Source organism: Leyella lascolaii, from assembly GCF_900079775.1.
GTDB lineage: Bacteria > Bacteroidota > Bacteroidia > Bacteroidales > Bacteroidaceae > Prevotella > Prevotella lascolaii.
In genome coordinates, this window is sequence record NZ_LT556036.1 from 168421 (window position 1) to 188902 (window position 20482).

At 40.1% G+C, this 20482-nt stretch carries 17 protein-coding genes and 2 tRNA genes; 5 read left to right on the forward strand and 14 right to left on the reverse strand.

Annotated features, from left to right (window positions below; genetic code table 11):
• The first annotated feature begins 14 nt into the window (after positions 1–14).
• Together atpA and BN4609_RS03870 are read left to right on the forward strand one after the other, a co-directional pair.
• Entirely contained in the window at positions 15–1604 is a 1590-nt protein-coding gene (atpA, locus tag BN4609_RS03865; protein WP_068855360.1) for a F0F1 ATP synthase subunit alpha, read from the forward strand.
• A 6-nt stretch (positions 1605–1610) separates the two neighbouring features.
• Positions 1611–2579 (forward strand): F0F1 ATP synthase subunit gamma, encoded by a 969-nt coding sequence (locus tag BN4609_RS03870; RefSeq protein ID WP_021994478.1) that lies wholly within the window; start codon positions 1611–1613, stop codon positions 2577–2579.
• Between the two features lie 1430 nt (positions 2580–4009).
• On the opposite strand, the gene BN4609_RS03875 is transcribed toward BN4609_RS03870, so the two are convergent.
• Positions 4010–4081 (reverse strand) — tRNA-Glu (locus BN4609_RS03875).
• Between the two features lie 26 nt (positions 4082–4107).
• Positions 4108–4195: transfer RNA gene (locus tag BN4609_RS03880), tRNA-Ser, on the reverse strand.
• Positions 4196–5270: 1075 nt separating this feature from the next.
• Here BN4609_RS03880 and BN4609_RS03885 point away from each other — a divergent pair.
• Both BN4609_RS03885 and rprY read left to right on the forward strand, forming a co-directional pair.
• The gene (locus tag BN4609_RS03885; RefSeq protein ID WP_021994482.1) at positions 5271–6830 is read left to right on the forward strand and encodes a sensor histidine kinase; all 1560 of its coding nucleotides are present in this window, start codon (positions 5271–5273) and stop codon (positions 6828–6830) included.
• Between the two features lie 5 nt (positions 6831–6835).
• Entirely contained in the window at positions 6836–7531 is a 696-nt protein-coding gene (gene rprY / locus BN4609_RS03890; RefSeq protein WP_021994483.1) for a response regulator transcription factor RprY, read from the forward strand.
• Positions 7532–8003: 472 nt separating this feature from the next.
• Here rprY and BN4609_RS03895 read toward each other — a convergent pair whose 3' ends face one another.
• The 12 genes from BN4609_RS03895 to BN4609_RS03950 all read right to left on the reverse strand — a co-directional run bounded on the left by BN4609_RS03895 (position 8004) and on the right by BN4609_RS03950 (position 19678).
• A complete protein-coding gene (locus tag BN4609_RS03895; RefSeq protein WP_068855361.1) occupies positions 8004–9998 on the reverse strand; it encodes a fructose-bisphosphatase class III in 1995 nt (664 codons plus the stop codon).
• Positions 9999–10006: 8 nt separating this feature from the next.
• On the reverse strand, positions 10007–10810 hold the full coding sequence (locus BN4609_RS03900) for a hypothetical protein (protein WP_068855362.1): 804 nt from the start codon (positions 10808–10810) through the stop codon (positions 10007–10009).
• Positions 10807–11964, reverse strand: coding sequence for a glycosyltransferase (locus BN4609_RS03905; protein ID WP_068855363.1), 1158 nt, complete (start codon positions 11962–11964; stop codon positions 10807–10809). Before BN4609_RS03905 ends, BN4609_RS03900 begins: the two co-directional genes overlap by 4 nt.
• Positions 11961–13118, reverse strand: coding sequence for a diaminopimelate decarboxylase (lysA, locus tag BN4609_RS03910; protein WP_068855364.1), 1158 nt, complete (start codon positions 13116–13118; stop codon positions 11961–11963). Before lysA ends, BN4609_RS03905 begins: the two co-directional genes overlap by 4 nt.
• 7 nt (positions 13119–13125) lie before the next feature.
• Positions 13126–14448: an aspartate kinase gene (locus BN4609_RS03915; RefSeq protein ID WP_068855365.1), complete on the reverse strand. Its 1323-nt coding sequence runs from the start codon at positions 14446–14448 to the stop codon at positions 13126–13128.
• A 51-nt stretch (positions 14449–14499) separates the two neighbouring features.
• Entirely contained in the window at positions 14500–15198 is a 699-nt protein-coding gene (locus BN4609_RS03920; protein ID WP_068855366.1) for a cell division ATP-binding protein FtsE, read from the reverse strand.
• Between the two features lie 13 nt (positions 15199–15211).
• The gene (gene hisIE, locus BN4609_RS03925; RefSeq protein WP_068855367.1) at positions 15212–15826 is read right to left on the reverse strand and encodes a bifunctional phosphoribosyl-AMP cyclohydrolase/phosphoribosyl-ATP diphosphatase HisIE; all 615 of its coding nucleotides are present in this window, start codon (positions 15824–15826) and stop codon (positions 15212–15214) included.
• Positions 15827–15844: 18 nt separating this feature from the next.
• On the reverse strand, positions 15845–16609 hold the full coding sequence (gene hisF, locus BN4609_RS03930) for an imidazole glycerol phosphate synthase subunit HisF (RefSeq protein WP_068855368.1): 765 nt from the start codon (positions 16607–16609) through the stop codon (positions 15845–15847).
• Positions 16602–17321: a 1-(5-phosphoribosyl)-5-[(5-phosphoribosylamino)methylideneamino]imidazole-4-carboxamide isomerase gene (gene hisA / locus BN4609_RS03935; protein ID WP_068855369.1), complete on the reverse strand. Its 720-nt coding sequence runs from the start codon at positions 17319–17321 to the stop codon at positions 16602–16604. The genes hisF and hisA overlap by 8 nt, the downstream gene beginning before the upstream one ends.
• On the reverse strand, positions 17318–17908 hold the full coding sequence (gene hisH, locus BN4609_RS03940) for an imidazole glycerol phosphate synthase subunit HisH (RefSeq protein WP_068855370.1): 591 nt from the start codon (positions 17906–17908) through the stop codon (positions 17318–17320). The genes hisA and hisH overlap by 4 nt, the downstream gene beginning before the upstream one ends.
• A gap of 175 nt (positions 17909–18083) precedes the next feature.
• Positions 18084–18617 (reverse strand): FHA domain-containing protein, encoded by a 534-nt coding sequence (locus tag BN4609_RS03945; RefSeq protein WP_021994494.1) that lies wholly within the window; start codon positions 18615–18617, stop codon positions 18084–18086.
• Positions 18617–19678 (reverse strand): HU domain-containing protein, encoded by a 1062-nt coding sequence (locus BN4609_RS03950; RefSeq protein ID WP_068855371.1) that lies wholly within the window; start codon positions 19676–19678, stop codon positions 18617–18619. The genes BN4609_RS03945 and BN4609_RS03950 overlap by 1 nt, the downstream gene beginning before the upstream one ends.
• Positions 19679–19863: 185 nt before the next feature.
• Here BN4609_RS03950 and rfbC point away from each other — a divergent pair, with 185 nt between their 5' ends.
• Complete coding sequence (rfbC, locus tag BN4609_RS03955; RefSeq protein ID WP_021994496.1) at positions 19864–20412, forward strand: dTDP-4-dehydrorhamnose 3,5-epimerase; 549 nt, start codon at positions 19864–19866, stop codon at positions 20410–20412.
• Positions 20413–20482: the final 70 nt, after the last annotated feature.

Below are 20482 nucleotides of genomic sequence, written 5' to 3' on the forward strand. Positions count from 1 at the left end.
TAAGCATTAATAAAATGTCAGATAAAATTAAACCAAGTGAAGTATCACAGGTTCTTATAGAGCAGCTGAAGGGCATCAGTGACACTTCCAGATTTGACGAAGTCGGTACGGTGCTTCAGGTCAGTGACGGTGTCGCACGTATCTATGGTCTCCGTAATGCGGAAGCCAACGAACTTCTCGAATTTGAGAATGGCACGATGGCTATTGTGATGAATCTTGAGGAAGATAATGTCGGATGTGTGCTTTTAGGTTCCACATCAGGAATCAAAGAGGGCATGATTGTCAAGCGTACAAAGCGAATCGCCAGCATCAGGGTGAATGACAACCTTTTGGGACGTGTCATAAATCCTTTAGGAGAGGCTATTGACGGAAAGGGTGACATTGATCTTTCAGATGCGTTTGAGATGCCTCTTGACAGAAAGGCGCCCGGAGTCATTTACCGTCAGCCGGTCAAGGAGCCTCTTCAGACCGGATTGAAGGCTGTCGACTCAATGATTCCTATCGGACGTGGACAACGAGAGCTGATTATCGGTGACAGACAAACAGGAAAAACCGCAATCGCACTTGATACGATAATCAATCAGAAGAGCTTTTATGAGGCAGGCAATCCTGTATATTGCATATATGTGGCAATAGGGCAGAAGGCTTCAACTGTAGCAACACTTGTCTCAACGTTAAAGGAACATGGCGCAATGCCTTATACCATAGTTGTTTCGGCTACGGCTGCCGATCCTGCCGCAATGCAGTATTACGCGCCGTTTGCAGGAGCCGCCATAGGTGAGTATTTCAGAGACCGCGGTCTTTCGGCACTGGTCGTATACGATGACCTTTCAAAGCAGGCGGTCGCCTATCGTGAGGTTTCCCTGATCTTGCGTCGTCCGTCAGGACGTGAGGCATATCCCGGTGACGTGTTCTATCTGCACAGTCGTCTTCTGGAGCGTGCGGCACGTATAAACGACCAGCAGGAGATTGCGGAACAGATGAACGACCTCCCGGAGTGTCTGACAGGGCATGTCAAAGGCGGCGGTTCGCTCACAGCCCTTCCTATAATTGAGACACAGGCGGGTGACGTTTCAGCATATATACCAACCAATGTGATATCAATTACAGACGGACAGATATATCTTGAGACAGACCTCTTCAATCAGGGATTCCGGCCTGCAGTAAATGTGGGTATCTCTGTGAGCCGTGTAGGTGGTTCAGCGCAGATAAAGAGTATGAAGAAGGTAGCCGGAACACTAAAGATAGACATGGCGCAATATCGAGAGCTGGAGGCGTTCTCGCAGTTCTCAAGCGATATGGATGCCGTTACGGCGATGACGCTCGACCGTGGAAGAAAGAACAACCAGCTCCTTATACAGCGTCAGTATTCACCTATGCCTGTGGGCGAGCAGGTCGCCATACTGTATTGTGGTACGCACGGACTTATGCATGATGTCCCGGTTGACAAAGTGCGCGAGTGCCAGGACGCGTTCCTCGACAAGCTTCGCTCGTCACACTCAAAGGATGTGATTGATGTGCTTGCAGCAGGTAATATCAATGATGAGGTGACATCAATCATAGAGAAAGTAATGGCAGAGATTGCCGGTCAGTATAAAAATTAATTGCGCATGCCCTCACTGAAAGAAATAAAAAACCGGATTGTTTCGGTAAATAGTACCCGAAAAATAACGAGTGCTATGAAGATGGTGGCTTCATCAAAACTTCATCATGCTCAGCAGATGATAGAGAACATGCTTCCCTATGAGAATATGCTCGAGCGAATCCTGAAGACTTTTCTTGCATCTGAAGTTGACGCCCACACTATATTCAGTGAAGTTAGGGATGTGAAGAAAGTCGCTTTAGTCGTGTATTCATCAAACAGCAGCCTATGCGGCGGATACAACGCAAATGTCATAAAGATGATGTTCAGTGTTGCGGATGAGTACAGAAAGACCATAGGCAAGGATAATGTAATAATCTATCCTGTCGGCAGGAAAGTGGCGGAACAGGCAAAAAAGAATGGTTTCCTGTGTGCGGGAGATTATACGGAATTGGCTGAAAAACCTTCAATAGGGCAGTGCATAGATATTGCTACCGAACTGTGTGAGAAATATGCGGCAGGCGAGATAGATAAGGTTGAACTGATATACCATCATTTTAAAAGCGCAGGCTCTCAGATATTGCAGCGCAGGACGTTCCTTCCAATTGATTTGGATTATGATATCGGTGCTGACAATGACAGGGATTTGCGGCTTAAGTCGGTAACACCTGCCATGATGGAGTATTTGCGTAAAAAGGTAAAGGAGGATGCGGAGAAGAAGGAAAAATCAGTCCCGCTTAATGACAATTTTATCGTAGAGCCGGACATGAAAACAGTTTTGCATGCTTTGATACCCCGGTATGCCAACCTCATGATTTATACTGCGCTTTTGGACAGCAACGCTTCAGAGCACGCTGCAAGAATGGTTGCTATGCAGACTGCAACAGACAACGCTGATGAACTGTTGCGTGAGTTGAACTTGCAGTTCAACAAGAGCAGACAGCAAGCCATCACCAATGAATTGCTTGATATTGTCGGCGGAAGCGTGAACAATTGATCGTCTGTGAGAACAAGACTCATATAACGTCAGCCCCGGAAGACATTAAAAGAACTTCCGGGGTTTGTTTTGTTTGTGTTTCTATAATGCTTGATGTCGCTATAAAACCTGTTCAGTTATCATATCTCCCGAACCACTTTTCATTCGGCTTATCGTCTCTTAATTCCTCTCCCACACTGTTGCCATTATCTTGTCTCTCGCTTTCGCCCGATGTAGGCAGTCATATCTTCGAAATAATAGGAAGTCAATATGCCAGACAACAGTTCGGAACACTTAGAATGTATGAAGCTTGGCTCAGGTCTAAAGCATCACATTGTGCCTTCCGTGCGGATGAAGGAACATGGAGTTGTGGCATGGCTGTTAAAGGGGCAAAATGAGGATCAGAGGTTATGTGTGGAACAATATCAGGCAACATCATGCAACGCCGTCATCTGATATGTCCTTGATAGCCTTGAGGCGATAAACATAGTGTGACGACAGCTCTGTCTGAAGTAAAAAATATTGACAAAATATTTTCATAAAACAGATGAGCTGGAGCAATGCATGCTCACTCTTCATGTAGTATTGTTTTTCTGTAATTTCAACGCAGGTTATATATTCCGCTGTTTTTATCGTCCCAATGTCTTGAATTATGCTCTTTTTGCGAACAGAATGATTCAGCTATCTCTGTAAGCGTACGATATGATTCCTCAGAATAGCCTTTATCATCGTTCAATACAGGCTTTTTCGAGAGCCAGAACAGGCTTTCCTGTGCGATGAAAAAGCCTTTTCCGTAATATAGGAAAACCTTTTTACAGACTTTGTATCTGCAATATGCTTATGTCCAATGGATTACGTTTTTGCTTCATTAGTCTGTGTACATGCCGGTGTTCGGTTGTCCGTTGTCTTTTGCACGATTCTCAGTCACTTGACGTTATCCGCATATTCCTCCTTATTCCACCATATTGCGCATGTTTGCGATTTGATTCCGGTACATGGGATTTATCATCTCTTTATATCCGATTTTGAAATTCGCTTCCTCTTGTTTTGTGTTTGTGCCGTCGCAGTTTGAATCAAGAACATTACCTGCGCTAATGCGCATTTATTACAGTCCGCCAAAAACTCTTTAATTCTTAATTTGTCATCATACCGCAAAAGTTGTCTTCTCACTTGTCTGCCGGTTCTCCACTTCTCTTCCGATATGCTGCCGCCATCTTTCCTTCCGCTCCTGTACGATGGTGTCCGCCATATCCATCGACAAAGACGCAAATCTATATGTATGATTGCGGCACGAAATACTAATGAAGTATGATGTCGTGATTTGGGTTAAATATAATTATGATTCAAGTTGAAAAACAAGTTTTGTGTCAGTCCGTGTCAATATAATGGCTTTGTGAAAAAGACAATAAAAAAACACTGAGCAGCTTGTTATCCTTGCTCAGTGTTTTGTGTAGTGGATAGGGGAATCGAACCCCTATGCCAAGATTGAGAATCTTGTATCCTAACCATTAGATGAATCCACCATGTGCGTGCATTATTAAGAATAATGCGGAAGCTGGGGGATTCGAACCCCCGGTACGTTAAACACGTACGGCAGTTTAGCAAACTGCTGGTTTCAGCCACTCACCCAAACTTCCATACCGGTTAATTTCGAATCACCGAAGCACTAACTCTTTAATGCGGTGCAAAGGTACGCATTTTTTTTAAACCTACAAATTTTTAGCTCACTTTTTTCATCCTGTACGTAAAAAATCACTCATTTTACAGGTTCTGTCTTCAAATTCTACTCATTTGCTTGTATATATTCCTATATATGTGTGTTTGCTTTCCAATCATCAATGTCAATATATTAATATGTATGTTCACCATTATTTGCATCAGAATGAATATTTATTATGTCTTGTTGTCATACAAACCGGTTTTCGTTTTTGTGAAAATTGTGGCGTACACCATCTATCAGAAGCGGAAAACAAGCCTACGTCAGCGACACGAGATGTCGGCGAAGAGTCAACAGGTATGTGAAAAAGAGACTTTGGCAGTGTGTTGACAGATTCGGATTTTAGTATGGATTTGGTATAATCAACAGAAAACACGTGTCTCGTGCGGTGTATTTAAGATATGTGGTTCATGTTTTGTTGTTGTGAGAATCGGATATATGGATTCTACCGCTTTTAAAAAGTTGTGCCTTTTCTTGAATACTACACCATATAAGTAGCTGTTCAAAATTAACCGATATTATACATCTTCTAAGATGTATATATCTCTTTGCCATCATATTGTACGTTCTTTGGATAAGGCAAGCTGCACTCAGCAAAGCAAGTGCAAGCTCGCTTTGCTCTCGATTGCATAGCCTTTAGGGCTTCATCCCAAAGTCTCATCGGTCGTGTAGCCCGCTACACTCAGTCTTCGGACTTTGAAATGCAGCTCCTGAATAACACACAATATGATTGCAATTAATTTAGAACATCTACTTATAAATAAGGGAATATTATAATTGTTGTTGATGTCTGTGAGGGGTCAGTTACGTTCATGCATCTTTCTCGGACATTTGCGTTCTTTTCACGATTTGGTTGTTTTAAACACATTATGATTAATCAGTATAGTTGCATATATGTAACTATAAGTTCCTTAGTAAGTTAATTATGTTAAAACAGATATAATATATTAACTTTAAATTGTTAATGGATTAAGGATTGATATATCTTTGCGAATATGAAAAAGAGTACGATTTGGATTATTGCAATCATAATGGGCTTCTCTTTTCTTGCGCTACTGTACATGCAGCTGAATTATATTCAGGAAATGGTGGACATGAAGAAAGAACAGTTTGACGAGTCTGTCAACAGAGCCCTATATCAGGCTTCAAGAAATCTGGAGCTCAATGAAACTCTCAGATACCTTGAAAAAGACGTGAACGAAACAGAACGACGTGCTTTCAGACGCGATTCTGTAGGAACACGTTCGTTGCGCCCCGATGGAACCATACAGCAGTCACATCAATATTATGTTACAGGAAAGGACGGTACAATATACTCTTCATTTGAGCTGAAGACCATAACCGTAAAACCGTCGCATATGCCTAAAGGCATGATACTGAACAGTGATAAAAGCACTCTCTCTGAAGCGACAAAATCGCTGCAGGAGATAGTAAAAAACAGGTATATATATCAAAAGGCACTGTTGGATGAGGTGGTTTATTCCATACTATATTCAGCATCGGAAAAGCCGCTCAACGAGCGCATCAATTTCAAACTGCTTGATCAGGATTTGAAGGCGGAACTGATGAATAACGGAATAAATATTCCATATCATTTCACTGTCTCCACGCAAGACGGAAGAGAGGTGTACCGTTGTCCTGATTATACTGACGAAGGTGAGGAATATTCTTATTCACAGCTATTGTTCAGAAATGACCCACAAGCCAAAATGGGCGTGGTGAAGATACATTTCCCTGATATGGATTCATATATATTCTCTTCTGTGAGATTCATGATTCCGTCAATTGCATTCACGATGGTGCTTATAATCACATTTATTTTCACCATAGTCATTATCTTCCGTCAGAAGAGATACACAGAGATAAAGAACGACTTCATAAACAACATGACGCATGAACTGAAGACTCCTATAGCCAGTATCTCTCTTGCCGCACAGATGCTTAACGACGAGTCTGTGACAAAGAGTCCTACAATGATGCAACATCTGGGAGGTGTGATAAACGATGAGTCAAAGCGTCTCAGGTTTCTTGTAGAGAAAGTGTTGCAGATGTCAATGTTCGACAGAAAGAAGGCGGTGTTCAAGAAAAAGAAACTCAATCTGAATGAAATGGTGGAGAACATTACGCATTCGTTCACGTTGAGAGTGGAACATACAGGCGGCAAGATATATACGGACATAAAGGCAGACCGCCCCGCAATATATGTTGATGAGGTGCACTTCCAGAATGTCATAAACAATCTGCTGGACAATGCGGTGAAATACCGCAAGCCTGACCAGCCGATAAACATATACATAAAAACATGGAACGATGATGAGCATCTGTATCTTTCAATAAAGGATACCGGCTTGGGACTGAAAAAGGAGAATCTGAAAAAGATATTCGATAAGTTCTACAGGGTTCACACAGGAAATGTGCACGATGTAAAGGGATTCGGCTTGGGTCTTGCCTATGTCAAGAAAATAGTGATGCTGCATAACGGTGACATCTCTGTAGACAGCGAATTTGGAAAAGGAACAAAATTCACAATTAAATTACCAATTATAAAAAGCTAAATATTATGGACGAGAAACTTAAAATCTTATTGTGCGAAGACGACGAAAATTTGGGTATGCTTCTTCGTGAGTACCTGCAGGCTAAAGGATATATGGCAGAGTTGTGCCCCGACGGTGAGGCAGGATATAAGGCCTTCATGAAAACAAAGTTTGATATATGTGTCCTTGACGTTATGATGCCTAAAAAAGACGGTTTCACCCTTGCGCAGGAGATTCGTCAGGCAAACGCTGAGATTCCAATCATCTTCCTTACAGCCAAAACACTTAAAGAAGACATCTTGGAAGGTTTCAAAATCGGTGCTGATGACTATATCTCAAAACCTTTCTCTATGGAGGAACTCGTATTCAGAATTGAGGCAATATTGCGCCGTGTGCGTGGAAAGAAAAACAAGGAAAGTACGATTTACCATATCGGACAGTTTACTTTCGACACACAAAAACAGTTGCTGACAATAGGAGAAAAGCAGACAAAGCTGACAACAAAGGAGAATGAGCTGCTTGCTTTGCTGTGCAGCCATGCAAATGAAATACTCCAGCGTGATTTCGCGTTAAAGACAATATGGATTGATGACAATTATTTCAATGCGCGGTCCATGGATGTCTATATAACAAAGTTGCGCAAGCATCTTAAGGATGATGACCAGATCGAGATTATAAACATTCACGGAAAAGGATATAAGCTTATCACTCCGGAAGAATAAAACCGGCAGCGCGGTGATTTACCGGGCATGTCATGCAGACTTCATCTGTATTCCGTGCTGCTGTCACACACAGATTGTTCCGATGTTTTATTGGAGATGGTAGCGTGTTGCATCATGATAAAGCTGGAAACATAATGGCGACAGTAGTGCGGAACAGGGATGAAGAGACGGTAGTCTGGTCAAAATACAGTTTTGGCAGTCTGATGTGATTGGCTTTTATTATTCTTTCTTCCAAACTGACATTTATCAGGTCTGCCGTAAGACTGTATATAAATATATAATGTTATTATTGGTGTCTGCTAAAACTGTCAGACCCAAAAAAAATTAAGGCTGAATTCCGGACAAGGAATTCAGCCTGTTTAGTTGCCTTTGTTTCTGTATAAATATAAATACATAAACTATAGCTTAGGCGCATTCAGATAATCGACTCTATAAAGATACCGCTGTTTTTTGTTTTAGCGGACACCAATAATCATTTATTTCTTATGTTTTCTTTTATCAGTCCGTGCCTGTATGCGTATAGTAGTTTTTCAAGGTCACGTATCTGTTTGTTCAGTTCTACACCAATATCGGTATCCGCAACCAACATCCTATGTGATGACATCTCTACAATCTGAGTTGTACCTTTTATGTCAGTACACTGTTGTATTGCATCAGTAGTGCTTGTAAATGGCTCGTGCTGCACCAGTTGGAAGCCACGGCTGTGATATATAAGTGTGTATCCGGCAATACCGGTTTCTTTGTGGTAAGCCTGTGCGAAGCCTCCGTCAATCACCATCAGCTTTCCATTGGCTTTTATCGGGGTCTCTCCGCTTCTGACGTGTACAGGCACATGTCCGTTTATTATATGACGGTTGTCTCCTTTTATGTTGAACGCATCCATAATCCGATCGACAACTTCTTCGTTGTCTCTGAATTTGAAATAATTGCCTTTTTCCTCATGGTGGGTTTCCTTGTCTTCAATAAAGTACCTTTCGAATGTCGCCATTTTCGACTTGTCGAAGAGTGGGCTTTCCGGACCGCACCAAAGATAAAGGAAGTAGTCTATGGCATATGCCTTATCGTCAGGAATGGAGTCTTCCTGAAATGCAGTTCTGATCATCATTCCTATATTATAGAACAGATCGCGTCCGGAAAATCTATATCCAGGTTTTATTTCCACTTCCTTTAGCGTTCCATTTTTATCAAGAGGAATGGAAGCATGAAATAATAAGTTGTTGTTGTAGACAGAATACATGCATCCGTGCTGCAACATAAGTCGTATGTGCTTGTGGAGTTTCTCACTGACCTGGAATGAATGGCATATCTTTTCCATCAGTGAAGCCTCTTCCTCTGTAAGCCTGTAAGGACACGACGGGTCTATTGTAGGGAAATGGTTGCTTTTCAGATTATATTCTTTGCCGTCTATAGTCACGGTTCCTTTCTCATAATTGATTTTTGAGAGAAGGATTCTATCCGACATGTTCCATTCCGGATGACGATTATATATGGCAGCCTCCTCTTTAAACTGGATTATTGTAATGGCTTTATGCATAAGAGCTGCAAGACGACGTGATTTGTCATCCATGCCTTTGGTGGTTCCATACAGCTTTGGTATAAATTCATCACATGGGTCGTCCTGATATGTGTCCATGGCAAATGTTGCTAACGGAAGCAGGTTTATGCCATATCCGTCTTCAAGGGTTGTCATGTTGGCATACCGTAACGAGAGTCTGATGACATTGCATATGCATGCCTTATTCCCGGCAAGTGCTCCCATCCAAAGGATGTCATGATTGCCCCACTGTATGTCCCAACTGTGATAAACTGAAAGATTGTCCATTATGATATGAGCTCCGGGACCGCGGTCGTAGATGTCTCCAAGGATATGCAGCTGGTCAATGGCAAGTCTTTGTATGACATTGGAGATTGCTATAATAAAGTCGTCGGCTCTGCCTGTGGATATGATTGTATCAATAATGACATTCACATATGCTGCTTTATCCACATCGTCTGTACGCTCGTGCAACAATTCTTGTATAATATAGCTGAAATCCGCAGGCAACGCCTTGCGAACTTTAGAACGTGTATATTTGCTGGACACAAGTCTGCATATGGACACAAGCTGGTGTATAGTTATGTGATACCAGTCGTTTATATCTCTTTCTGATGCTTTTATTAACTCTAATTTCTGGTCGGGATAGTAGATTAAAGTACACAGTTCCCGTTTGTCAGACTCTCGCATTGTGTTTCCGAATATCTCATTGACTTTGCGTTGGATATTTCCGGATGCGTTCTTTAATACGTGAAGAAATGCCTCGTGCTCACCGTGTATGTCTGCCATAAAGTGTTCGGTGCCTTTGGGTAAATGAAGTATAGCCTGCAGGTTTATTATCTCAGTGCTTGCCTCAGAAATATTAGGGAATGACTGTGATAGCAGTTGCAGATACTTCATGTCATATGAATGCATATATTGTTCGGTTTCCATAATATTATTCAACTTTGTATTATTCTATTTAATATTGTTTCTGATAATCTGTTGTTTGCACTTTGTATCGGCATAAAGCCTTCCGTGAGACTCGCTTTCTCGTGCATGACGTACAATAATGAAGAAACAAAATCATATATCTCAAGCTTTTTTATCAGTTTCTCCATTTCGTCTTCGTCGTATTGCTGTGTTGTCATCATGGATGCGGTGTCCTTAAGAGTCTCTATCGGTATATATCCTTTGTTTAAAAGGTATCTTATATATAGAAACCTTGAGCATATTGCGGATATATTATCTTCTTTTGAATACAGTACCTTTATTTTGTTTTTTATTCTCTCCTTTTTCCATGTATCATGATTACTTATAACGCTATTGTACATTTCTGTCATTTGCAATATCATTTTATTTATGTCAGTCGTTGTGGAGACAGAAGGGTTTGAGATAAAATATATTTTATTGTGAGGGCATAAGGACTGCGTCATTTCCTTTTCCAGCGGACCGAATACATGGACGGCAGATACATATCGGACAATCTTTTTTATCATTATCTTCTGATGTTGTCGTGTTTTGCTTGAAAAGAAACTGAGTCCTGCATGTGACGTGAAGATTACAGGAGTTTCGCTATGAATGATCTTTTTTATCTGTCTTATTGTATGGATATCCCAATCTCCGCATATATGAACAAGATCAGGTGCTTTGTCTACCATCTCTATATTGTCATATTTACATATGTGTTCTTCCAATAATGTCATGAAGCGGACATTGACATCATTTGTATCATACCGGCATGAAACGATGTATTGTATTCTCATATCTTATGAGTTGTGAAATCATTTTTGTCTGACCTTAAATATTTAAATCGGAAAATAAGATCATTAATGAATGTTGAAAGTTCATATGGTATAACCTTTATCCATGCGATATTCTCCCCATATTGCCTGAATGCTTTCCTGGCAATAATTGTGCGTAGTGTCAGAGTCAGTATTAATGCGAATATTGAGGTTGACAGTAGAATGTAATTAATATGAGTCGCAGAATATATCATCATTGTTATTATTGCAATATAATTGATATACATCGTGAATACATCTACATCATATAAAAGTTTATGCGGTATTGTCCGACGAAGTACTTTATTCATATAATATAATGATATGTTGTCTTTGTTCCATTCTTTTTTTGTCGGTTCTTTTTCTCGAATGAAAGAATCTGGCGATATTTCTACTTCTGTATTGCCATTTACTGCATATTTATTTATAATGAAGTCGAACTCTCCATGTACAAGTTGTAGATTCCCACGGTACCCATCTCCGTCTATAAATGTAGATTTACGGAATGCTATGTTCGAACTGCCTGAACGGTAGGCGGTATTATGTATAGCCGTATGTAATAAATACGATAATGTTCGAAGTCTTATAAAACGGTAATACGGTTTTGTATTTTGCTCATAGTTAGCGTATCCTATTATGAGCGATGTCTCTTTTTTGAAATGTCTTGACAGTGCTGACAACCAGTTTTCGGAGGCAGGGATGTCGTTGGATTTTATTATTGTTATCCATTCGTTGTGGGCAGCCTTTACTCCTAATGATATTGCAAGTTTCTGTCTGCTCATAAATAATGGTTTTGACGGAACAAATGTTACATATATGCGTTTGTCTTTTAGATAAGGGCTCAGTGTGTTTTCCGCAATAATATCTCCTTTTTCTATAATTACAATTATTTCAAAGTCTTGATTGTATTTTTGATTAAGAACTGCAGAAATACAATTCTGCAGTTCTTGGGTATCATCGTATGCCAGCAGGAGTACAGACACCTTGGGCTTTGTTTCATTGTCGTCGTTATCGTTTATTTTACTTTTATTACGAAAATCGTTTCTTATTCTGAAGAAAGGATTCAGGATAGGTGTGACTAATGATAATAAAACAAGCAATGCTCCGACTGTTATAGAAAAAGTATCAAATATCATAATTCTTCTGTTATGTATCCTTTGGGAAGTTCTCTACAATTGTATTGGCTTGCCATAACCTCACCATAAGCTCCGGCAGAACGTATAGCTATGATATCTCCGCGATGACATTTGTTAATCTCAATGGATTTGGCAAATACGTCGCTGGATTCACATATCGGTCCGACAATATCGTATGTTTCAACTTCTTCATTACTGCTGATATTTTCTATCTTATGATACGCATGATATAGTGCGGGGCGAATGAGATCTGTCATTCCTGCATCTACTATTGCAAATTTTTTATAAGAGCCGTTCTTAACATAAAGTAGGCGTGTGATAAGTGTTCCGCATTGCCCTACGACAGAGCGTCCCAATTCAAAGTGAACTTTTTGATCCGGGAGTATCCGCAGATGTTTCGCATACGTGGAGAAATAACCGGCGAAATCCGGGATGGGTTCTATGTCCGGATGTTCATAATTAATCCCAAGACCGCCTCCCACATTTATATTAGGCAGTACAATTCCATGCTGCTTCAGTCTGCTTTGGAGATCGTTTATTCTATTGCTTAAAGCTTTAAAATCATCCATATCCAGGATTTGTGATCCAATGTGAAAATGCAGTCCGATAACGGAAATGTTTTTTAATCTTGTTGATATTTCTATTGTCTTTTCAAGATCGTCCATTGCTATACCAAACTTGTTTTCTGCAAGTCCGGTCGTTATGTTGGCGTGAGTGTGGGCTCCGATATTCGGATTTATGCGGAAAGCGACATTTGCGACTTTATTGCGTTGTGACGCGAGAGTATTGATAACTTCAAGTTCGGCGGTGCTTTCAACATTAAAGCAAAAAATGTTGTTGTCCAATCCAAGATTTATTTCCCAATCGCTTTTACCGACACCGGCATACACAATTTTTGAGGGAGGAAATCCCGCATCAATCGCTGCTTGTATCTCTCCACCGCTTACACAGTCAGCCCCAAAGCCATATTGGCTGATTATCTTTAATATCTTTGGATTGGAATTTGCTTTTATCGCATAATGTATACAATAGTTTTTATATTTTGTTGTCTCTTTATAAATTATATTCAGTGTATCACGCAATAATCCGCTGTCATAATAATAAAATGGTGTTTTTATATTATGAAATTTATTTATAGGAAAATTGGTTTTCATTTTTAATTTATTTATTAAACAATACGTCACTCAAGCTTTGCAGTGCCCGTTTTTTATCAGAAGCCTTGATTAAGAACGAAATATTATAATTGGAGCCTCCGTATGATATCATGCGGATTGGAATGTCTTTCATTGCGTCAAGAACTAATGTCTCAAAACCAATATTGCTCCACTCCAAATCTCCGACAACGCATACAATGCACATGTCTGTGTCAACTGTAACCGTGCCATATTTTTTCAGTTCATCGACAATCTCATTTAAGTGTGTGCAATTATCTATGCTCATGGATACTCCAACTTCACTTGTAGTAATCATGTCGATAGGTGTTTGATAGCTCTCGAAAATCTCAAATATTTTGCGCAAGAAGCCAGTCGCGAATAGCATTCTGCTGGACTTTATCTTGATTGCAGTGATTTTATCTTTTGCCGCTACCGCCTTGATTTTGCCTTTTATGAGCACATTATCTATAATGGTTCCTTCTGCGGCAGGATCCATGGTGTTTTTCAGCCTTACAGGTATTCCCGCATATTTTGCCGGTTGTACGCATGTGGGATGAAGTATTTTAGCACCAAAATAGGCTAATTCCGCAGCTTCTTCAAAATTCAGCTGGTGTATGGCGTCTGTTTTCTCAACAAATCTTGGATCGTTATTGTGCATACCATCAATATCAGTCCATATTTGTATTTCATCTGCGGGAAGGGCCGCTCCGATTAATGAAGCGGTAAAGTCGCTTCCTCCTCTCTGTAGATTATCAACTTCACCGTATGCGTTTCTGCAAATGAACCCTTGGGTAATATAAACATCATACCCCTGGTTTTCTTTCATGACAACGGACAGTTTTTCCTTAAGATAATGCAAGTCCGGTTCTGCATTCTTGTCTGTCCGCATGAAATCCAGTGCGGATAAAAGTGTTGCCTTTATTCCGTTTTCCAATAAATAATAAGTCATCATGTTGGTGCTTATTATCTCACCTTGGGCTATAATGTTTTTCTCCTCAAAACTTGTAAACAAATCTTTTGTGAAAGAACGTAAGTAGTTGAATTCATTGCGTATGAACTCATGTGCTTTTGTTTTATATTCATCAGTAGAGTACAGTTCCTCTACGTGTTGTTTATATTTCCTTTCAAGATTGTTTATAACCTCATTTGCTCCGTCTGTATTTTTCTTATATAAGTAATTTGATATTTCTATAAGTGAATTAGTCGTTCCTGACATAGCAGACAATACTATAAATACAGGATGTTCCGTGTCAGACGCAACCATTGAAGCAACGGCCTTCATTCTTTCCGGGGAACCAACAGATGTCCCGCCAAATTTCATTACCTTCATATTCGTATCTTTTTATATTTAATTTCTATTATTGTGTGAATGTATTGGATATTATACTTTCTGAGCGTTATAATACTCATTTGTTATGTTAGTCAAAGAACCATCCTCGCATTTATAAATAATACCAGGATATTTTTTCAGCATGGATATGTTGTGTGTCGACATAATGACAGATGTTCCTGATTCTGTAATCTTTCTCAATAATTCGACAATGTTATTTGCTGTCTCCGGATCAAGATTACCAGTCGGTTCATCTGCAATTATTATTTTCGGTGTATTAAGTACTGCTCTTGCAATTGCAATACGTTGCTGTTCGCCTCCGGAAAGTTCATGCGGATATTTGTCTTTTTTATCTGACATACCGACGTCAGAAAGAACTTGTTCTATTCTATTATTAATATCTTTATTCGATTTCCATCCTGTCGAATGTAGGATGAACTGTAGGTTTTTGAATACACTTCTGTCATGCAGCAGTTGGAAGTCCTGGAATATAATCCCCATTTCCTTTCTTAGAGCAGGGATATCACGGCGTTTCAATGTTAATAAATCACGCCCAAGAACTTCTGCTTTCTGAGCTTCTTGTTTCGGTATGTCCAGTTCACAATACATTGTTTTCAGTAATGAACTTTTTCCTGAGCCTACTTTACCTATAATATATATAAATTGGTCGGTGTCGACAGAAAACTCCACATCTTTCAGTATCGGTTCACCGCCTTGATATATATTTACTTTTTGATAATCAACTAACATAATCAATTATATATTAATGTTTATGCCATGATGGGCTGTGTCTTGTTTCCAACTCTCTGATTACATCGTTTATACTAAGTCCTTTGCTTGTTAAAAGAACTATCATATGATATATTAAATCAGAGCATTCATAAACTAAACGTTCATTTGTACCGTTTGTTGCTTCTATGACGGCTTCTACAGCCTCTTCTCCCACTTTCTGTGCCATACGGTTGACGCCTTCCTTGAATAAGGATGTTGTGTAGGAGCCTTCCGGCATTTCCTTGTATCTTGTCGATATAAAGTCTTGTAGTTCAGACAAGAACGAAGTACCGTTGTCTTTGTTTGATTCTTTCCAACACGTGTCGCTTCCTGTATGGCATACCGGTCCTGTAGGATGTGCTTTTACCAATAAAGTATCATTATCACAATCTATATTTATGCTGACAAGTTCCAGAGTATTGCCTGAAGTCTCTCCTTTGGTCCACAGACAATTTCTTGACCTGCTCCAAAATGTGACCTTCTTTGTCTCTATAGTCTTATTATATGCTGCATCGTTCATGTAACCTAACATGAGTACATTTTTTGTCTTGGCATCTTGTATGATTGCAGGAACGAGACCTCCCATTTTTTCAAAGTCTATTTTCATATATTTTCTATTTGTATTTTATATCCTTACCTTTATGTGATTGTCAGAAAGATATTGTTTCAATTCTTTAATTTTGATTTCTCCAAAGTGAAAGACGCTGGCTGCGAGCGCTGCGTCAGCCTTCCCTATATTGAATACATCAACGAAGTCTTCTTTTTTACCCGCTCCACCGCTTGCAATTATCGGTATCTTGAGGTGTTCAGCCAGTTCTGCCAAGGTCTCGTTTGCATATCCGTTTTTTACTCCGTCATGATTCATACTTGTAAATAGAATTTCTCCCGCTCCACGGCTTTCTGCTTCTTTAGCCCAGTCCAACAACTTAAATGCCGTTTTCTCCCGTCCTCCTTTGATATAGCAAAACCAGTCTGTGCCGTCGAACTGTGCGTCAATGGCACATATGCAAACTTGAGAGCCGAATGCATTGGTTATTCTGTCTATGATTTCTGGGTTTTTGATAGCAGCCGAATTGATGCTTACTTTATCGGCTCCGGCTCCTAACAGTCTTTCTATATCCTCGAATGAATCGATGCCTCCGCCCACGGCGAAAGGGATGTTTATTTCAGATGCTATCTTAGAGACAAGTTTTGTAAAAGTCTTCCGTCCCTCTACTGTTGCTGTTATATCCAAGAACACCAGTTCGTCAGCACCTTCCTCATTGTATCGTTTTGCAAGCTGCACAGGGTCTCCGGCTTGCTGCAGATTCTGAAAGTTAACACCTTTTACGGTGTTGCCGTCCTTTATGTCAAGACACGGTATGATTCTTTTTGCCAGTCCGTTACACATGCTCCATCAATGTATTTATGTTTATTCTGTGCTCGTAATATGCTTTCCCGAACACTACAGCACTTACACCTAATCTGTCAAGTTGCATGATATCCTCATTAGAGGATACTCCGCCGCTTGCAATCAAATTTATTCCCGGAAATCTCTTTAATATTTCTCCGTATAGATCATATGCTGGACCGGACAATGTCCCGTCTTTTGTTATGTCCGTACATAGTATGTTCCTTACTCCATGATTGATATACAGTCTTAAAAAGGAATATATATTTTCATTTGTCTCCTCTTTCCATCCGTTCACCGCAATATTATCGTTTTTGATGTCAGCTCCTAAGATAATTCTTTCTGCGCCATATTCCTGTAACCATTTATAAAAAAGAGACGGCTCTTTTACGGCAACGCTTCCGATTGTCGCCATGTTTGCCCCGTTCTCAAAAACAGCTTTTATGTCATCATCCGATTTTATGCCTCCGCCGAAATCAATGCACAATTTTGTTTTTGCGCTTATTTCTCTCAATACGTGAATGTTTGTCACGTGACTTGATTTTGCACCGTCAAGATCAACCAGATGGAGGTGTGTCAGTCCCATCTGTTCGAATTCTTTTGCGGCATCAACCGGATTCTCGCGGTATATTGTTTTCTCGTTATAATCGCCTTTTGTAAGGCGCACGCATTTGCCGTCTATAATATCAATCGCAGGAATTAATCTTATCATAGGCTAAGAAAATTATTAAGAATTTTTTCTCCGACATCTCCGCTCTTTTCGGGATGGAACTGCACGGCATAAAAATTTTTGTAATTTAATGCCGCGGAGTACGGTAATATATAGTCTGTATCTGCAATTGTATAGGCAGATAGCGGAGCATAGTAGCTGTGTATGAAGTAGACGAATTCTTTCCTGACAATATCTTTGAATAGCGGTGATTTTAAATTTGATATTTCGTTCCACCCTACAGCAGGTATCTTATCCTGATTTGACCGCGCGATAAAGCGTTTTATGTCTACGTGGAATATATCAAGACAATTGGTGTCTCCTTCCTCTGAATGACGGCACATCAACTGCATTCCTATGCATATGCCAAGTACCGGCTGACGCAGATTGCATATTACTTCATTCAAATTATGGGAATAAAGATACTGCATGACAGATTTTGCCTCGCCTTGCCCCGGAAGTATCACCTTGTCTGCGGTCATCACTTCATTCACGTCATCCGTTACCACAGGTTCTACTCCTAATCTTTTCAGTGAATTGATAACGGAATAAATGTTGCCGGCTTTATATTTTAAAATTGCAATTTTCATTAATTAACTGGATTATCTGTTGCTGGACAAAATCATGCCTTATTGTATAGCGTTTTTTTACTTCACGCAACCAACAAGAGATCCTATTTTTGCAAAATTACAAATTTTCTTTTATAAAGCTTACGTCTGACTATAAAATTATATAAATTATGGATGTCTAGTTATAATATCAAACTTATTCAGATTCTTCTTCCGGCGTGTGCAGGATTATGCTTGTGGCACCTATGGTGAACAGCGAGCCGTTTCCGATTATTCTGCATTCCCTGTTTCGCAGGATGTCATTGTCCACGAATGTCCCTGTGTTGCTCGGTCCGTCCTTCAATATGTATTTCAGTGTTCCATTATTGTTTTTCTTCACGGTAATCGAGCAGTGGGTCATGTCTATGCTGGGGTCGTTTGTCTCTATGGGGCAGTTTATGTCATTCCCTTTCATGTGACGCCCGATGACGTTCTCGCCTAAACTTAACGGTATGATTTGTTTGTAGTGGAAAACATTCTCAATTACTACAATATATCCGTATTCATTGTTTTCTTCCTTTTCGGACAGGTCTTCTTTGCGCTGTATGTTGTTCAATTTTGATACACCCATTCTGATGCTAAACTGCTTTCCGCAGTCAGGACATTCAAATACAAGATTCTGACCATTATTATATCTGGTCTCATCAAAAATGATATATCTCTCACATTTAGGACAGCGTACTCTCTTCATTATTTTTCTGTTATGCTTGTAATCCAGGCGTCTGAAAAGTCTATGTCGGTATTCAGCATGTTAAGAATTCTGTTGGCGTCTTTTCGTGTCGCGAATTTGTCATATATTACTTTGGAGCCGCTGGATGTGGTGTAAACTTCAGCTTTTTCAAATCCTTTCTTGTGCAGAAGCCTTACATAGGCTTCCGCGTTTTTCTTCGAAACCTTACTTGCAAGCACAATGCTGAAATAAGTGCTGCCAGTTTTGTTTGAATCCGAGATGGCTGTGGCTTTACAATCCTTTTTAATGCCGTCTGCACATTTTGCCGGTTCTTTTGCCGGTTTGAATTTCGGTGTGCCCAAAGTGATGTCTTTAGGCATTATGTTCAAAAGCATGTTTGTGTCTATCCTGCTTTTGGTTATGCCTGATGTGCTGTTTTCTCCTACGGGTGAGGGTATGAGGAAAAACAGCACGAAGATGATGCATGCGGCGGCAATTTCCTTTATTGACGCAATCGGGATATTCAGCGTTATGGTCTTTTCTTTTGAAATCTTTTTGCCTTTTTCTTCTGATTCAGGAGCAACCGCAATTGTCTTTATCTCGCTCTCTGCGTGGCTTATGCTGTCTTTGTGTCTTTTTTCAACAGTGTTTTTGTGACTGTTGCTGATAATGTCAGCCGAAAATGTACTCAGGCCATAGTAGTCCGGGGTAAGGATCCCTGCCTCGCATGGCTTGAAATCATAGCTGCCGTCATCTTGTATGTATATCACTCCAAGACCATACAACTCATACTCGCCATTCTTTGCGAGAATGCCTTTCAGCCGCGTCACGTCGTTCTCTATGCGCGTGAGTGCCTCCGGATAGCTTATATCGTATACCTCAACGTATGATTGAACAAGCAGCGAGTCGTTTATTTTCAGTTGAGGATTAAATCCGAGCGTTCTTAACGGGGGATAGAATGTCTTCGCGTCATGATCATATATAGAATCTATATGATGAGTCATGAAGCCTCCGAAATCCGGTACGATTACACAATCGTTGGTGAGTAATAGTTTTGTAATATGTCTTTCTAATTCAATCACGAGTGCAAATTTAAATAAAACGGATGACTTTTCCAACTAAATAATTCAAAAAAATCAGCTTGGTAATTAAATAGTATTTTTTGTTTTGGTAATCGGCATAAATGTATTATCTTTGCGTTTGTAGGACAGATATGTCCTTTTATTATGAAGATAATTTCATCATATTTTGAAGATAAAATATCTATATGGAATACATAAAAACCTGTATTGACGGAGTTTGGATTATCGAACCGAAAGTATTTAACGATGCCCGCGGATATTTCTTTGAGGCATGGAAGAAAGATGAGTTCGAGGAACATGTAGGAAAGGTTTCTTTCGTGCAGGATAATGAATCCAAATCAAGTTATGGCGTATTGCGCGGCCTTCATTATCAGAAAGGAGACTTCTCACAGGCGAAGCTGGTGCGCGTAATAAAAGGACGGGTGGTGGATGTCGCTGTGGACATACGTAAATCGTCTGCCACATTCGGAAAATATGTCATGGTGGAGCTAAGCGGGGAAAACAAACGCCAGCTGTTTATTCCGCGCGGTTTCGCGCATGGCTTTCTTGTGCTTAGCGATGAGGCTGTTTTCACATATAAGGTTGACAACGTATATGCTCCTCAGCATGAGGCGAGCATAAGATGGAATGACGAAACCATAGATATAAAATGGCCTATAGACATTAATGATATAAAGACGAGCGAGAAGGACCTTAACGGCAAGTCGCTTGGCGAGGCTGATTTGTTCGACTGATGCAAATTAGTTTGTAAGAAGACCACTGATTAGTGATTGTATGATGAGACATTATGCATTATCCGCTTTT

Excerpts from the sequence above, each read along its gene's own strand:
- atpA (WP_068855360.1), top strand. The coding sequence starts at position 15 with ATGTCAGATAAAATTAAACCAAGTGAAGTATCACAGGTTCTTATAGAG.
- BN4609_RS03870 (WP_021994478.1), top strand. The coding sequence starts at position 1,611 with ATGCCCTCACTGAAAGAAATAAAAAACCGGATTGTTTCGGTAAATAGT.
- BN4609_RS03885 (WP_021994482.1), top strand. The coding sequence starts at position 5,271 with ATGAAAAAGAGTACGATTTGGATTATTGCAATCATAATGGGCTTCTCT.
- rprY (WP_021994483.1), top strand. The coding sequence starts at position 6,836 with ATGGACGAGAAACTTAAAATCTTATTGTGCGAAGACGACGAAAATTTG.
- BN4609_RS03895 (WP_068855361.1), bottom strand. The coding sequence starts at position 9,998 with ATGGAAACCGAACAATATATGCATTCATATGACATGAAGTATCTGCAA.
- BN4609_RS03900 (WP_068855362.1), bottom strand. The coding sequence starts at position 10,810 with ATGAGAATACAATACATCGTTTCATGCCGGTATGATACAAATGATGTC.
- BN4609_RS03905 (WP_068855363.1), bottom strand. The coding sequence starts at position 11,964 with ATGATATTTGATACTTTTTCTATAACAGTCGGAGCATTGCTTGTTTTA.
- lysA (WP_068855364.1), bottom strand. The coding sequence starts at position 13,118 with ATGAAAACCAATTTTCCTATAAATAAATTTCATAATATAAAAACACCA.
- BN4609_RS03915 (WP_068855365.1), bottom strand. The coding sequence starts at position 14,448 with ATGAAGGTAATGAAATTTGGCGGGACATCTGTTGGTTCCCCGGAAAGA.
- BN4609_RS03920 (WP_068855366.1), bottom strand. The coding sequence starts at position 15,198 with ATGTTAGTTGATTATCAAAAAGTAAATATATATCAAGGCGGTGAACCG.
- hisIE (WP_068855367.1), bottom strand. The coding sequence starts at position 15,826 with ATGAAAATAGACTTTGAAAAAATGGGAGGTCTCGTTCCTGCAATCATA.
- hisF (WP_068855368.1), bottom strand. The coding sequence starts at position 16,609 with ATGTGTAACGGACTGGCAAAAAGAATCATACCGTGTCTTGACATAAAG.
- hisA (WP_068855369.1), bottom strand. The coding sequence starts at position 17,321 with ATGATAAGATTAATTCCTGCGATTGATATTATAGACGGCAAATGCGTG.
- hisH (WP_068855370.1), bottom strand. The coding sequence starts at position 17,908 with ATGAAAATTGCAATTTTAAAATATAAAGCCGGCAACATTTATTCCGTT.
- BN4609_RS03945 (WP_021994494.1), bottom strand. The coding sequence starts at position 18,617 with ATGAAGAGAGTACGCTGTCCTAAATGTGAGAGATATATCATTTTTGAT.
- rfbC (WP_021994496.1), top strand. The coding sequence starts at position 19,864 with ATGGAATACATAAAAACCTGTATTGACGGAGTTTGGATTATCGAACCG.